Annotated in this window: 6 protein-coding genes; all 6 read right to left on the reverse strand. The window is 43.1% G+C overall.

Going from position 1 to position 16,294, the window contains the following annotated elements; translation table 11 throughout:
- Window positions 1-10: 10 nt before the first annotated feature.
- The 6 genes from DBR43_RS30590 to DBR43_RS30615 all read right to left on the reverse strand — a co-directional run bounded on the left by DBR43_RS30590 (window position 11) and on the right by DBR43_RS30615 (window position 16,282).
- A complete protein-coding gene (locus DBR43_RS30590) occupies window positions 11-2,941 on the reverse strand; it encodes a SusC/RagA family TonB-linked outer membrane protein (protein ID WP_124587152.1) in 2,931 nt (976 codons plus the stop codon).
- Window positions 2,942-3,193: 252 nt separating this feature from the next.
- Window positions 3,194-7,189: a hybrid sensor histidine kinase/response regulator transcription factor gene (locus tag DBR43_RS30595; RefSeq protein ID WP_124587153.1), complete on the reverse strand. Its 3,996-nt coding sequence runs from the start codon at window positions 7,187-7,189 to the stop codon at window positions 3,194-3,196.
- Window positions 7,190-7,320: 131 nt separating this feature from the next.
- Complete coding sequence (locus DBR43_RS30600) at window positions 7,321-8,532, reverse strand: FN3 domain-containing metallophosphoesterase family protein (protein ID WP_124587154.1); 1,212 nt, start codon at window positions 8,530-8,532, stop codon at window positions 7,321-7,323.
- Window positions 8,533-9,098: 566 nt separating this feature from the next.
- Window positions 9,099-11,384 carry a hypothetical protein gene (locus DBR43_RS30605; RefSeq protein WP_124587155.1) on the reverse strand — a complete coding sequence of 762 codons (2,286 nt, stop codon included), beginning with the start codon at window positions 11,382-11,384 and terminating at the stop codon, window positions 9,099-9,101.
- 254 nt (window positions 11,385-11,638) lie between these two features.
- The gene (locus DBR43_RS30610; protein ID WP_124587156.1) at window positions 11,639-14,194 is read right to left on the reverse strand and encodes a hypothetical protein; all 2,556 of its coding nucleotides are present in this window, start codon (window positions 14,192-14,194) and stop codon (window positions 11,639-11,641) included.
- 69 nt (window positions 14,195-14,263) lie between these two features.
- The gene (locus tag DBR43_RS30615; RefSeq protein WP_124587157.1) at window positions 14,264-16,282 is read right to left on the reverse strand and encodes a glycoside hydrolase domain-containing protein; all 2,019 of its coding nucleotides are present in this window, start codon (window positions 16,280-16,282) and stop codon (window positions 14,264-14,266) included.
- Window positions 16,283-16,294: the final 12 nt, after the last annotated feature.

Here is a 16,294-nt window from a genome sequence, read left to right on the forward strand (position 1 = left end):
ACTTATTCCTTTAGAATTTAGCGGTTAAACCGATGTTATAACTTTTGTAAAGGGGATAATTGTTGAATAACGATTCCGGATCCAGGTCTTTAAGCTTGGTGACCGTAAACAGGTTAAAGGCGGAAGCAAAGATCCTGACATTGCTCAGACTTGCGCGTCGTGTGACCGAAGAAGGAAGCGTATAGCCCAATTGTACATTTTTAAGTCTCAGGTAGTTTCCGTTTCTGATCCAATACGTAGAAGTTCTGTGGTTATTGGTATTGGTTCCAAAACTTAACCTGGGATAATCTGCGGTAGCCGCGTTTGATGGGGTCCAGCGGTTTAAGTGGTATTGCTGTACACTTCCGTTGTTCTGGAATTCCCAGGCATTGTTCCCTGTAAAATAAACGTCTCTGCCAGACACCCCCTGCAACAAAGCACTGAAATCAAAATGCTGATACCTCAGTCCGGCAGAAGCACTGTAATACACCGGTGCACCTTTCTTTCCTATTGCGGTGACGTCATCTTCATTAATTACGCCATCGCCGTTCTGATCCACATACCTGATGTCGCCGGGCTGCAGCGTACTTGAAAATTGCGCCGGACTGTTGTCGATTTCCTGCTGACTTTGGAAAAGGCCGGCGGCAACAAGGCCGAATGACTGTCCGATTTGCTGGCCTGTACGTTGCTGATAAGCATATTTTCTGGGCAGTTCATCTGTATACACGACCTTGCTGCTGGAAAACTGAAGATTTCCATTCAGGCTCAATTCCAACTGGCCGATTTTTTTATGGTAATCCAATCCCAGCTCCAGCCCACTGGTGTTATAAACACCTATATTCTCTAAAGGATAGCTCGTTCCAAGCAAAGGATTGGACAGGCCTCTTTGCTGCAGCACATCATACCGATGCTGTCTGAAATATTCAAGAGAGAGTCCTAAACTGTTCTTCCACATCCTGGCATCAACACCGATGTTAAAGACCTTTGTTTTTTCCCAGGTGATTGCCGGATTTCCCAGCGCAGACTCGTTCCAACCGGCCATTCCGGTAGCCGTACTTCCAAAATAATAGGCATTGCTGCTGGTACTGTAGTATGGCTGATAGGCAAAATTAAAAGCCCTGTCAAAACCAAGCAGACCGGCGGAGGCCTTTAGTTTTAACTGATCAAACATACTGTTCTTCAGAAATGCTTCTTTACTCAGGTCGTAACCTACAGAAAGTGCCGGGAATGCCCCATACTTCTTATCTTTCGGGTATTGTTCAGTTCCCTGGTAGCTTACCGAAACACCTGCAAATATTTTCTGGTCATAATCATAGGATAGGCTGGCATCCATACCCTGATAAGCATGTGTTAAGGTAATCCCGATATCGTACTGGTCCCAGGTATAGCGTAATGCCGCATCGATATGGTGTTTTGAAAAACTTCGGTTATACTTTAAGCCGGCATCATAATTTAAACGCCTGGTAAAACTGTTCCCATAAGAATTCGATTTGTCGTAACTGCCATTGGTCCCAAACTGCAAATAGCTTTCCGTTTGGGTAGCCGGATCATAAACCGGTTGAAAGACCGCGAAATTAGTCCGGTTTCTCAATACCGTATTGTTATAATAGGACGTATAATGTATGGAACCTGCCAGGGAAAGTCCGCTGGTGATGAAATTCAGTTTCCGGTTCAGGTCTGCATCCACCAACAGGTTCCTGCGGTTATCCCTCATATATCCGGTATTGTAAAGCTGACCGTAGAGGTTTTTAGTGTACAATGAATTTCCTGACAGCGAGCCATCTTTATTAAAAATGGGATAAGCATTTGCAGGTGTTTGTCTGATTTGATCTAATATATCGTCTATTCCGGCACCGGGACTGTTTGCCTGTTCATATTTTCCGGCCAACCGTAAAGTGATGCTTAGGTTTTTGTCAATATCCACATCCACATTTGATCTGAAATTATAGCGGTTGGTGGTGTTGTTGGTATTGAAGTTATTCGGCCCTTCTTTGAAAATACCACCTTGATTCTGGTTCTCCAATGCGATAAAATACCGGGCAGATTTCCCTCCACCTGAAACATTCAGGTTAAAACGGTTGAAGCTGTAACTGGGTTTAAGTGTTTCCCCATACCAGTTTACGTTCGGATATTTGTAGGGATCAGCACCATTCTTATAGCCTTCCAGATCTGAAGCACTGTAAATCTGAGGCCGGCCATCATTAGCTGAGGCCTCATTGGCCAGCAATGCATATTGATAAGCATCCAGGTATTTAGGCAGCTGGAGTGATTCCTGCAGTGCAGTTTGCGCGGAAAAACTAATGATGGGTTTGCTGGCGGTACCATTCTTTGTACGCACCATTACGATTCCATCCGAACTGCGCATCCCCATCGTTGCCAAAGAAACCGCGTCTTTAACCACAGTAATGCTTTCTATTTCATTCAGGCTTAATCCGTCAATATCTCTGACGGCTCCATCTACCATTACTACCGGAGTTCTTCCTCTCAAAAGAAATGAACTGCGGTCCGTGCCAGTAAAAATAGACGGTGTGGTGATCAGCCCGTTTAGCCTCCCGGTTAAAGTATTGCTTACATTGGGCACAGGGATGTCATAGAGCGCTTCGGCTTTGACCTGGTTCACAGATCTTTCTTTGCCATTTTCCTGCATAAAAACATCGATGCTGTTCCCCCTGACCTGTTGTTCCTGTGTGTCGTATCCGGACAGTTCATAAGTCAGCACATCATTGATGTCTGCTTCCAGGCTATAATATCCCCTGGCATCCGTCGTCGCCTTTCCGGCTTTCCCCTTTACGTTGATCTGAACACCTTCCAAAGGGAGACCATATTGGTTCTTTACCTGGCCCTTAATTAATTTTAGATGATAATGGTTCCCGGCTCCTCCATTAAACGAGGCAGCGCTGACTTCATTATAGGTAAGCAAGCTGACGGTTATAATGAAAATTGTTGCGTAAATTTTCTTCATAAGCTTGCTATAATTTGGTGAATACCAATTAAACAATTACTGTTCATACGATTATTTGGTTTAGTTGTAGGTTTAGAAAATGAAGTATCCCCCCTCAATTCTCATAGGATAAAATTGACGTTAACATTTGAGATGCGATGTCGACAATACTGTTTAATTTGTAGGAATATTTTATGTTTTATGGCCTTTTTTAGCATAGCGCGGCCTTTTCCTGTTGCGGGAGCAACAAGAAGAAATCATCCTTACAAAATTTTAGGAGTTTAAATATTCGCGTGGGGTTTGCCCGAATTGCTTTTTAAATTCTTTGGTAAAATAACGGGAATCGTTAAAACCGATCAATTCCGAAACCTCCGAAACAGGATAACCAGATTCTTTAAGCAATTGGGCGGCTCTCTTCAGGCGGATACTTTTGGAAAAATCGTTTACCGTCATCTCCGTTAATGCTTTTACTTTTTTATAAAGAACGGACTGACTCATCCCCATCCTGTCGGCCAGCAGATCGACTCCAAACTCCTTGTGCTCCATCCCTTTCTCTATGACGGCAATCAGCCTGGAAAGGAACTGCTCGTCCATGGTATCCAGTAGCGTGTTGCTTGGAGCAAAAATGAACTGTTTGCGGTATTTCTGACTGATCTTTTCTCTGGAGCCGATGATGTTCCTGACGTTTAGCTGCAGGATCTTTATGCTGAATGGCTTGGTCAGGTATAAGTCTGCTCCTGTACTCAATCCGCTAATCTGATCAGACTGGGTGTCTTTTGCTGTTAACAGGATCACCGGAATATGACTCGTACGCTCATCTGTTTTAATTTCGCTGCAAAGTTCAAAGCCATTTTTGTTCGGCATCATCACATCACTGATGATCAGGTCCGGGATCTCCGTTTTGGCCAGCTGGAGTGCCATCTCCCCATCACTGCATTCCAGTACCCGGTATTCCGGTTCCAGTAAATCCTTAATAATTGCCCTTAATTCGTTGTTGTCTTCTGCGATTAATATCGTAAAGCTTTTATCATCCGGAACTTCCGGAGCAGCTTCGCTGTTGCTTTTCTGCTGCAAGGCTCCCGCTAAAGGTAAACTCACCGTAAATCTTGTAAATCCAACTTTACTGCTTACTGAAATCGTTCCATGATGCAGTTCGACAATATGTTTGCTCAGTGCCAGGCCAATGCCATAGCCGGTATTCTGTAAGGCATCATCGACCTGAAAATAATTTGTAAACAGTTTATCAAAGTAGATTGGGGAGATCCCTTTGCCCGTATCCGAAACGCTAATGACCACTTCATCGTTTAAGATGCCGGCCTCTAAAGCAATCTGCCCTCCTTCCGGTGTAAATTTGAAAGCATTGGAAAGGAGGTTGAAAATCACTTTTTCCAGCTGTTCCTTATCAAAAGGTACCAACAGCGATTCTACAGGGTGTATAAATGACAGACTCAGGTTCTTTTTCTCTGATGCCTCTTTAAATGAGCTGTAAATCTCGTTTAGAAAAGCGATCAGGTCATTTTCCAGCAGGTGAAGCTTCAGCGTTTTCGATTCTGCTTTTCTGAAATCCATTAATTCGGTTACCAGGCCCAACAGGCGGTCTGCATTTTTTTTAATGCCGGTTAGCGGTTTGTTCAGGAAATGATAAGGTTCACTTTCATCGATCACCTTTTCAAGCGGAATCATAATCAAAGAAAGATGTGAGCGGATCTCATGAGAAATGTTTGTAAAGAAATTCAGTTTGATCTGATGAAGTTCTTCATCTCTTTTGAGGAGTTGCTGCAGGTAGAAAAAACGGACCACAAGAAAAACAAGGCCAACGATGGCCAGGGCATAAATGAGGTATGCCCACCAGGTTCTCCAAATTGGAGGAAGAATGCGGATACTGATCGTTTCCACTTTACTCCAGATGCCGTCGTTATTTGCTCCTTTTACACTAAAGACATAATCTCCTGCGGGCAAATTCGTATAAGTTGCCTGTGGCAAAGGGCTTTCATTCCAGTCCTGATTAATTCCTTCCAGCCGGTAAGCATACCTGTTTTTATCAGGCTTAATCGTGTTTAGCAATGCGAATTCCAGTGTAAAAATATTTTGTTTATTGCTGAAAACGAGTTGAGGTCTAAAAACAATATTCTTTGGCAACAACTCCTGCGTTTGATCCGGTAAGACGTTCCGGTTGAACAGTTTTAGTCCGGTAAACACCAGTGGAGCCTGGTAATTGTTGCGCTTTATGTCTGCAGGAAAGAAATGGGTTAAACCATTCATGCCACCAAAAAACAATTCTCCATTGCTGGCCTTATATACGGAGTTGTTGTTAAACTCATCTGAGGACAGGCCGTCTGCAATGGTATAATTCCGAAAAGTTCCCTCTCTTGTATTTAATTTAGACAGGCCATTTATCGTACTGATCCAGAGGTCCCGGGATTCATCTTCCACAATCCCCAACACATTGTCGTTGGACAGCCCATTCTGAGTGGTATAGGTTTTGAAGATCTTTTTTGTTACCGGATTATAACCGTACAGACCACCATGATAGAGGCCGATCCAGATGTTTCCATTGTGGTCTTCCCCTAAACAATTGAACAATTTTGCATCTCCTCTTTGGTTACGGATGGTGATTTTTGAGATGAGCTTATTATTTGCGCTCAGCCGATAAATCTCTGTTCGGGTAACGGTCCATAAATTTCCTCTTCTATCCTCAAAAAACATCATGATCGTCTGATCTTTCAGTTTTTCCGACATCGGAAAATTCCTGATCGGGTTCAGCTCAACACCGTTGCGCCGATATACACCGTTGGTGCCTATGCCTCCAATCCAGAACCGATGCTGTGCATCTTCCAGCATATAGGAGATGGCAGAACGTTTGGACTCAAACATGCTGCGTCCAACCAGAAAATGTTTGAATTTTCCGGTTGCGGGGTCTAAAAGATTTAGTCCGCCTCCGCTGGTTCCCACCCATGTATTCCCGCTTTTATCGAGGTAAACGGTTTTTACGAAATTAGAGGCCAGTGAAGCCGGATCTTTGGGATTATTAATATAGTACCGGAATGTTTTGGTCTGTTTATCAAGATAATTCAGCCCTCCCCCTTCTGTTCCGATCCATAAATTTCCTTTTTTATCGTGTACGATGGACCGGACCACATTGTGGTTCATCCCTGAATTGTTTTCTTTATGGGTAATGGTATTAAATAAAGTCCGGGTACCATACCAGACATTTACCCCGCCAAAATAAGTACCGACCCAAATGTTGTCAGTTCTATCCCTGTAAAGGCTGTATATCGAATTTTGGTTAAGGCTTCCGGGATCATCCACATGATTCTGATAAGAAGTAAAAGTTCTGCTGATGGGATTAAACACACACAGTCCTCCCTGGGTTCCGATCAGCAGATTCCCTTTCCCGTCGGCGATCATTTTTCTTAATGAATTATGAATGAGTCCGTTTGGGCTTCCGGACTGTTGCTGGTAATGTTCAAAAGACCTGGTATTTCGGTTGAATAAATTGAGTCCACGGCCCTCTGTGGCCATCCAGATCTTACCTTCTGCATCTTCGAGAATAGATTTAACCGGACTATCGCTGATGCTTCCCGCTAAATCAGGCTGATGAACGAAGGATTCGACTTCAGTGAAGGATCGGTTAAAACGGCTTTTTACCAATCCTTTTCCTGTTCCTATCCATAAATACCCCAGACGGTCTTCGTATACACATAAAATTTCAGTGCCCGCAAATCCGGATTCCAGTCCCAGCTTAGCTGCATTTACAAAATCAGCAGCGGCGGAAGATCTTACAAAAAGGCCTTTATTGGTCCCTACCCAGAGGTTCTTTTTTTTGTCTTCATATACACAAAAAACTTCCGGCTGTATCATGCCCTTTTTAGGAGCCAGGTCAATTCTGTTAAATTTATCAGTGACCGGCTCGTAGCTATTCAGACCTTCTGATGTGCCCGCCCACAGGACTTTCCTGCTGTCAAAAAATAAGGCATTAATGTAATTGTCGCTGATTGAGCGCTTGTCTGCGGGGTTATTGATGTATAAACTGAAGCGGCTGCCATCGTATCTGTTGAGCCCGTATCCTGTTGCGAACCACATGAATCCGAAGTTATCCTGAACAATATCAAGGACAGAGTTTTTCGAGAGCCCGTCTTTAACTGTTAAATGTTCAAAGTTTAACTTTTGTCCGTTTACAGCTAAAACCGATCCCAATAGGGAGCATATCAGAATGATCTGACGGGTGGTGCGTTTCAAATGTTCATACATCAGTTCAAAAGTCGGCAAAAAAGGTAAATTTTGTCTGACTTCTGTAAGTCTAATTTACAAAAAAATAGTGGTTTTCATTTATCGAAATTGTCAATACCTGATGGGATCAGACCTACAGAAATTAACTTATGCAGCAGCTATATTTAGGGTCATTTTTTTGAGATTGAATAAGTACCCACCTCTTTCCCGGCATCGTCTAACATGCTCAGGAGGATTTGTTTCCTGGTCGCTTTTATTTTGGTTATTGTCCTGGTCCCTTCCTGAGGCCCCCCTCCGATCACAATGGGATAATTGTTCAAATTTTTAGCCGGCTCATGTATTTTGTATTCGTGGGTATGACCGCTTAAAACCAGGTCCACCTTTCCACGGTTCATGATGGGTTCAAAAAGGCTGGTACAGTGTGTTGGACCATGCCAATCGCCTGAGTAGCGTGGTGGGATGTGCATCATGACAATACGGAAAGCCGCATTTTTAAACTCCTTGCGCTTAATTTCATTTTCAAGCCATTTTGCCTGTTCTTCACGATATTGATCAAAGTCTACTATACCTGCATATACGGGGTGTGCATCCGGTTTATCTTCTCCGGAATCCAGGATGACAAAACGAACAGGTCCAAGGCTGAATGCAGTATAGCCTACATGGTCAAAATAGGCAGGGAACTCCCGTGCAAATTCCCCTCTGGTTTCATGGTTGCCACGTACGTACACAAATGGTGTGTTTTTAGCAAAATGATCTACACAAGGCTGTAACATGTGGTCTATGATCTGCTGTTCATCCGCCTGGTAGTCAAAGATGTCGCCATTAAAAAACACGAAATCACGTTGATTGCCTTTATCCAGATTTAAGAGATGGGGAATAGACTTTGGCCTGTCATGAATATCATTCAACATCACAAAAGAAACTTCATCTTTTGCATTGTCAGGATTTAAGAAGCTTTCTATTGAACCCGAAATCATTTCCCCGTAAGTAAGTTTATAGGGTTGAAAATCTTTGATTTCCTTAGAGACTATTTTATAATAATAAGTCGTTCCCGGTTTTAAGTTTTCAAGTTTTATACAATTCAGGCGGTTTGCAGGCTTAAAACCTAAATCACTTTTGCCAAATGCTTTTTGATCCAGCTTATCGGGAGAGGTTCCATATTCCACCCAGCTCGAGCTGTTTTTACTGGTGATCCATAGCACGGACATACTGTTTCCAAAATTCGTTTGCAGGTATGGTCCTGTGATGATCCTGAATTCATTGTTCCGGATGTTTAATGAGTTAGACAGCGCCTTTTCAGGGCTAAGTAAAGCCAGTCCACCGAGAACAAAGCCCCCCTTTAGAAATGCTCTTCGTTTTTCTTTCAATAAATTTTCTTTCATTTGGTCTTTTCGCATCAAATTATAATAAATCCTGTTCCTATCCAATGACAGATTTTGCCAGTCCATTTTAACAAAACCATGTGCCGGTATCTTTCAACAATGCTAGAGAGAAACCGGCAGCTTAGCAAATGCGCCGAAGCGCAAACGATTGCACAATCTGGTTGTTGCATGCTAAAACCAAAAAAAGAAGATCATTTCAGGCTTTGGCTCCCGGTTCAACATGAGTTGCTTGACCAGGTCCTGTATCACCGGACCTGATTACTCAGATTTAACAAAAATCGTTTGATCGTTATTCCACATCGCTACTGACAAACAGGAATTTACTACCGATTCATCGATAGTTTACAAAATTGCGGGAATGACTTAACAGCTTAAACATGTATGTACAATAATTTTGCAAACGTTTGCGCTATGTTTATACCTATTTCTTATTATTTTTTTGACTTCGTTTAACCATCAGCAAAACCAAAGGTATCCATTTGACATTGACATGGAATGCCACCGTTCCATGTCCTAAAAAAGTTCCGAAGACACCAAAGCGCGCAACCCATTACAAGGAGTCCTGACTAATACCCTTGAGCCCTTTTTAAAACTACTGGATTGGATTTTACTCCTTGGATTTTCTCGTATAATTTCCAGGTATTGCTGTCGATCGTTTCTAAAGTCCAGCTTTTCATTGGATCTGTGAGCTGCTTTTTTACTAGACGGGGAAAAGCATTTGCTGCGCGGGCATCTTCCCATGTTCTGATAACTTTAAAAATGGCATCTTTCTGAGGACAGCTTTCCACATCTTTTTGACTCAACTTCAGACTGTAGGTTGTTCCAACCCCCACAGAAATTGCCTGTATGTGCTCGTATTGTTCCACCGTTGAACTGGCCGTGATCGGAAAATTACCTCCCATTCCTACCGGAAAAAAATTGGCATAGGTGACATCGCGGAGATCTTTACCCTGACTCGTGCTGCTCCCCCATTCCCTGGTATCCACATCGTATAGATTTTTTCCTCCTCCAACATTCCAGATACTTTGGTAATGCCATGAACCTTCCGACAAGGTTGAGCCGGTAAACCGGATGTCCGGAATGCCATGTTTTGCAGCTCTTTCAAACATTTTGCGAAAGAAGCGCTTTGTCGAGTAGTAACCATGTCCATTATTGAACAAAAATTCCTGCCCGTCGAAATCATAATAGCCTAAACCATTGATCTGGCAGGCATCTGCATAGTACTCCGCAATTTTATCCTGTAAACCCATATTTGGGATCAGCCCGTCATATCCGTAATCTATGGTTACCTGAAGTTTATAAACCGTATCCTGAGCTTTATGGCTTGTTGCTGTGGTATTCCAGTATCCACGTTTTACTTTCAAAAGCCGATAAGGTTTTTTATCGGAAACACCCAGATAATGGATCAGTTCTTTTCCTATTTTAATCATGTTCAGGCTTTTGACATGCCCTTCCCAGCTGCCAATTTCTTCTAAATGTGTTGGATCATCCACGATAATAATCGTATCAGCCGGGCTGATTCCATTCGCCAGCAAACGTTTTTGCTGGTAACACAGACTGTCACTTGGGATTGGGCTGGCATCTTTGGTACCGGGAGCCAGTGCATTTGAAATTGGTGTCCGTCCTATTGTAATTCCGTATTTGGCCGCCATTTCAGCAAACTCTTTCTGCGATTTATTGCCTGCAGTTAGCTTCAAAGGCTTTTTCTCAAAATTCTTTCCATCGATATAACCCTGATTCCCCCGGTCCGGTCTTAAAAAGCCCTGATCATATAAACTGATCGTTTTAAAACCCAATCTGGCAGTGTATGGTATGATACTGTCATACAATCCCCCATAGGTTAACGCGTCGGGTACAAATGCAGCAGGATCCTTTACCCATTTGCCATTTACTGTTGGATGAGGCAGCTTTTCGGACAACACAATCTGGTGGACCACATCCATCAATGCGGTACTGTCCGGACTCCCCCAAAGTGCAACGGAAGAACCGATATAATCTACACCTGGCAATGGTTCTACCTCAATATGGTTTGGAATGTTCGCAGACATATGTGGTATTAAGGAGTAAAACACCTCTCTTTTGACAGACCTGTTCCTGGAATTATAGTGAATTGAGATTCTTCCTTTATTATCGACCACCGCACTATTACCATACAATATTCTGTAATACGGTTCCTTATGGGCATAAAAAGCAACATCACTAATGCCGTTGCCACCAAGAGAAAACACCTGTCCTTCCTGCAAATGAGCAGGTAAAGGAAAACGTTTGGCATCTGGTGTATGAATGAGGTATTGAAAGGGTGCGGCATCGGCGATCGTTTCGGAGGTACCACCAAGCGTGTTGTCGTTAAGCGCGAGCATACCAATGGCGTAATTGTTAACTTCGCTGGTATCGCGGGCCACCCCAATGATTTCACCAAACAGGTTGGTGATATTGGTATGATAGGTACCCCATTGAATGCCATCAATCCCTTTACGTGGACTCAGGGATTGTAAGGTCAGTTTAAAATATTTTTTTTGACTGACCAAGGAGATTTTGGCAACGGAACCGTTGGTATAGTTCAGGGTAATAGATTTAGTAGTCTTATTATAAGATGCTTTATAGGGTTTATAATAGACCTTTTTCCTGCTGTCGTAAAGAGACATCAAAGGGGAAGGTTTATCAGCAGGGCTAAATTCCCGGTTGGGGCTAACCGTAATGTTTTTCATACTGGTGATAAATCCCTTATTGTTAACCTGGATTTTAAAATAATTCGTACTGAAGCTCCATTGCGCCTGTGCGGAGAAATTGAAAACCAGCAGTAACAGCAGCAATTTTAAACTCCGGATTTTCTTTAATTTTATCAATTTCATTTGCTTTATACGGCATTTTATTTCCATCATGATCAGTGACGGGAATAGTGACAGGAAGTAAACCACTCAAATAACCGGAATTTACAGCGCTTTTATCGATGCTAATTTGACCAATAACAGTTTTTTTTTGCCCGACAGACCTGGTTTGAATTAAAATGCCAGGGCACCAATTCTAATGAATTGGTGCCCTGGCAAGTTGTTCGAAAATAAATTCCGTTTATGAATTGATTTTGATTACTGTTTCATGAGCATCATTATATCTTCTCGCCCTTTCCGATCGTATTCACAACCAGGTCAAGCCTGATTTTTTCATTCTCTTCCTGTAGCGCTCCTATTGTAATTTTCGATTGACCTTTTGACAAGATCAGGTTAGGCTCAGAGGAGAGCTCTTCCCTTTTTTTCCTGAATTTATCTGCTACATACATTGAATTCCCTTTCAGGATCACAAATTCACCATCAGCCAATTTGCGGTCAATGGAAACCTGTTTTCCGTTTGGCAGAACCATCCTGATTCCGTTAACCTGTACTCCTTTAGGCGTATGTACACGCACTGAAAATTCCAGCGGCTGCTGATCAAATTCATTATTGATCTGGTACGATTTGCCTGCTGTGGTGTAAGACTCATTGTCGAAACGGTTTTCACGAACCGGATACAGCATAAAGGATTTCTTCCCGGTTTGTTCCAGATGAAACTTATAATTCAGGTCTTTCAGTTTTTCTTTCAATGCTTTTGAAAAGTCCATTTCATTCCTCAGGTTTTCCCAGGTTCTATAGGCCTTAAAAATGGCTTCTTTCTCTCCGCAGTTTTCTACCGATTGTTCACTTAAACCCAGCATGTAATTTGCATCCCATCCGATTGACTTGGCCTGAAGATTTTCCGCATCATACATCGTCCATTCGCTGCCCAGATTGATGATTCCGAAGGTAGCCGGAAGGTAACTGCTTTGGAAAACATAGCGCATGTCTTTTCCTTCTATCCCCCATTTATTCTTTACAGGACTAAACATATGGTCTCCGCCACCAATATTACATACACTCATGTAATGCCAGCTTCCTTCTCCAACAGCACTTCCCATTACTCGAAGAGACTTACCACCGTTTTTCTTGTAACTATCAAAAAGTCTGCGGAAAAAACGCTTAAACGAATATTCTCCATATCCCTGGTAGATGCAGCTTTCCAATCCATCAAAATCGATGTAATCCATGCCCCCGTCTGCAAGCCATTTCCCATAAAAATCTCCATATACTTCCTGCAAATTCATATCCGGTGCAAATCCATGATAACAGTTGGGCTGAAGTTTTACGATGGTGGTCCCAGCGGCAAAAGATCCGCGTGTAGTGCCATGAAATCCACGTTTAACCTTCAGGAAGGTATAAGGCTTGGTTTCGCTGATTCCATTGTACTCAATCAGTTCCTTGCCGATCTTAAGTACATTGGTATGGTTTCCTTCCCAGCCTCCGAATTCATTAAAGTACGCCCGGTCTGCAACGGTGATGATCGTATCTGCGGGCGTTAACGCTTTAGTGATTACGGTACGCTGCATAATGGCCAGGCTATCGTTAGGCACCGGCGACACATCAGCATTGCGTCCCGGCTGTAAAAACTCGCAAAGGGTATGTAAGCCCCAGCTGATGCCATTTTTTTGCATCAATGCACCGAAATCGGGAATCGTCATTGCAGGTCTGGATTTAAAGCTGACCTTATTGTTAGCCCATCTGTTTACCCGGTCAGGATAATATTCTCCCCATCCTTCATCCTGAACTGATTTAAGGCCAAGGCGGTTCATATAATTCACCAGGCTGTCGTGCGAACCATGCCATGCGACATCAGGGCGATAAGCTTTGGGATCCTTAACCCATTTTCCGTTAACCTCAGGATGTGGAAGCCCCTCGTTCAACACAATGCGCTCTATTGTATTTAAGCCCAGCGAATCCGGACAGGCATACAAAGCCATTGCAGAGCCGATAAATCCTGCATCTGTTGGCATCACAAGCTGATATCTTGCGGAATTTACTTTTCCATCCATATGTTCAGGGTAAACGGGGAAACGGATCATCTGTTCCTTCCTCCTATCCCTCGAATGCATGCATATCGTGGAACCAAATGTTGGCTCAAGGTGTGCTGCATTTCCATAATTCATCCGATAATACTCTTCCGGATGAGAATAGAACGCCACATCATTATGCCCATCTCCACCAATGGTAAATGTCTGGCCTTCTTTCAGGTGCGGAGGAAGCGGAAACTTTACCGGATCCGGTGAATGTATAAAATAATACATGAACGACATATCACCATCTGTAGGTGGGCCGCCTGTGGTGTTGTCATTTAGCCCAAGCATACCTATTGCAAAATTGTCATCTCTTACCACGCCGATCACATCGCCGATGGTTTTTGAAATATTGGTTTTATAAGGTCCCCAGATGATGTTATCTATCTGCTCTTTTTTCGTAAGAGAAAGCAACTGGAACCTGAAGTATTCATTTTTCTGTTCTGCTTTCAACGTTGCCACTGCCCCGTTCTTAAAGTGGAGCAGGATGGTCTTGCTTTTCGCGTTATAGGCGGCTTTTACCGGATAGATATAGCCTTTGCTGTCGGAAAGGCTCATGAGTGCTGATGACAGGCCTTTGGGGTTGTATTCCTTATGGGTTCTGCTGTCTTTAATAGAGGTAATAAAGCCCCGGTTATCAATACCGATTGAAGAATAGCGATTTTTTAGATGGATGGTCTGGGCATGGGTCAGGATACCGGAACTGATGCCCATCATCAGGATAAGGGATATCCTGAGCAGCCGAATGCAATAATAATTCATAGTGTTAAGGTTTCTTTGCGAATTTTCGCGGTTTCATTTATTTGTGTGTGTGGTGTTTGCTAGCTTAAATTAATACTCCAGACAAAGTTCTCCTCCCTGTGTCAATGCGTTGTGATCTATCCTGAAATCGTTGATCTGACTGCCGTTAAAAGTGATCGATTTAATCTGATCATCCAATGAATGACGGTTGATCACCTTTATTTTTATTGCTTTTCCATTAACCGGTCTGATCTCGATATGATCAAACAGTGGTGAGGTAATCTCATAAGACGGTTCGCCAACAACCAGGGGAAATAACCCCATGGCAGCGAAAGTGTACCAGCCGCTCATCGTTCCGTCATCTTCATCCATTTCAGGCAAAAAGCCAACCGGATCATTTTTAAATATTTTGCTATAAATCGGCTTCGCATATTCTGCGTTTCCACCGTAAAGGTGTTTAACCTCTCTGGTGAGCAGATTCCTTACCGTTTTCTGAGCAAGGTCAGGTCTGCCCAGGCGATTAAAAATAAAAGGCGCATGAATCCCTACCTCATTTCCCTGATTATAGAAATGATGATCGAAATAATAGGCAAGTTCCTTTCCTAAACGCTCCTTTCCTTCAAATGTCAAAGTCATTCTATCCAGGTATTGTGGCAATGCCCATCGGTATTGCCATTTTGTGCCCTGATAAAGTCCACTGCTCCGCATTTTACCAAAAGAGGCATCCACATTTTTCAGATAAAGATTCCAAACTTCATCAAAGAGCTTTTTAGACTGTTCTCCATATTTTAGCGCATCCTTAGGTTTACCTTCAATTTCGGCAATCTTTCCCATCGCCCATAAGTCAATAGAAGCTTCCAGGACCTGATCCGGACGCTTCCTTTCCAGGCTGTCGGCTTCTCTTTTTAAGCCAGGATAAGCCAGAGGCAAATCAATATCCGTGATTCCTTTACGGTAAGCATCTAAGAGTACTGAGATGGTATGTTCGGTACGGACCGTTGGTGTAGATTCAAAGGCAGTAGCCCAGGGTTGTTTCCCATATACATATAAACGGGACAGCGACTTACACATTCCCCTCATACCCGGAGGATCCAATAGTGTGATCATTGGGAATTTGGTCCGGTAAGAATCCCACATCGACCATGAGCTATAATAGGTAAAATCCTTAGCTTCCTGAATGGTGCCATCTGTGGCAAAAAAGCGCTGATCAGCGGAGGTCGTGTTTACAGGACTTAAAAAGACACGATATAAAGAAGTATAAAAAAGTATACGCTGTTCGTCAGTTCCTCCCGAAACCTTCACCCTTCCCAATAAGTCTTCCCATTGTTGCGCCGCCTGAGCTTTGACTTTATTAAAGCTCAGTTTACTGATCCGCCCGTTCTCCATAGCTGCCGTTTTGGTATCTATCGGCGACAATGCGATCCGGACTTCTACAGGAGCACCATCCCCCATACCAAAAGAAAGTTCAAGCATCTTTTTTGTGCCGGATACTTTTTTAAAATCCCTGCTGGTGCTCAGGTTAAAATAAATTTTATACTTCCCTGCATCACAGGTCGTCCCCGCCCAGACATAACCTTTGAGCTCTCTAGCCGACACGATTTCGTAACCTGCATCATACACCGTATTGAATGCGGATCCCACATTTAAGGTCATCAATGCCTCCTGCCCTTTCGGGTAATGGTATTTTTCAACAGCTACCTGCTGCGTAGCCGTAAATTCAGTGATCAGGCCATTGGTCAAACCGGTTTTATAATAGCCCGGACTGGCAGACTCCGTTGTTTTCTGTATTTTTAATCCCAGATTTCCGGCGCAGGGCTTGATACTCAGGTTTCCTCCGTTTCCGCCGCAACCAATTCCTGATAAGCGGTTTACAGAAAATCCGGAGATCGAATCAACGGCAAAATCATAACCACTGTGACTTCTTGGTTTTGAATCAGGGCAAATCCTGACCATCCCATAAGGGACACATGCAGCAGGATCTACCTGACCATTGTCGCCGCTTGTCCCCATGAAGAGGTTTACATATTTCCCTGTTTTTTGTGCATACAGCTGACTGCAGCTGCAAAGAAAAATGAAGATAAAGACGATTAAATTATTCCTTGTGTTCATTATAAATAATTG

The sequence above is a fragment of the Pedobacter sp. KBW06 genome (assembly GCF_003852525.1).
In the GTDB taxonomy this organism is placed as follows: Bacteria; Bacteroidota; Bacteroidia; order Sphingobacteriales; family Sphingobacteriaceae; genus Pedobacter.

Bases quoted from the DNA above. Each gene is read 5' to 3' on its own strand.
- DBR43_RS30605 (WP_124587155.1), bottom strand. From the start codon at position 11,384: ATGAAATTGATAAAATTAAAGAAAATCCGGAGTTTAAAATTGCTGCTG.
- DBR43_RS30610 (WP_124587156.1), bottom strand. From the start codon at position 14,194: ATGAATTATTATTGCATTCGGCTGCTCAGGATATCCCTTATCCTGATG.
- DBR43_RS30600 (WP_124587154.1), bottom strand. From the start codon at position 8,532: ATGAAAGAAAATTTATTGAAAGAAAAACGAAGAGCATTTCTAAAGGGG.
- DBR43_RS30615 (WP_124587157.1), bottom strand. From the start codon at position 16,282: ATGAACACAAGGAATAATTTAATCGTCTTTATCTTCATTTTTCTTTGC.
- DBR43_RS30590 (WP_124587152.1), bottom strand. From the start codon at position 2,941: ATGAAGAAAATTTACGCAACAATTTTCATTATAACCGTCAGCTTGCTT.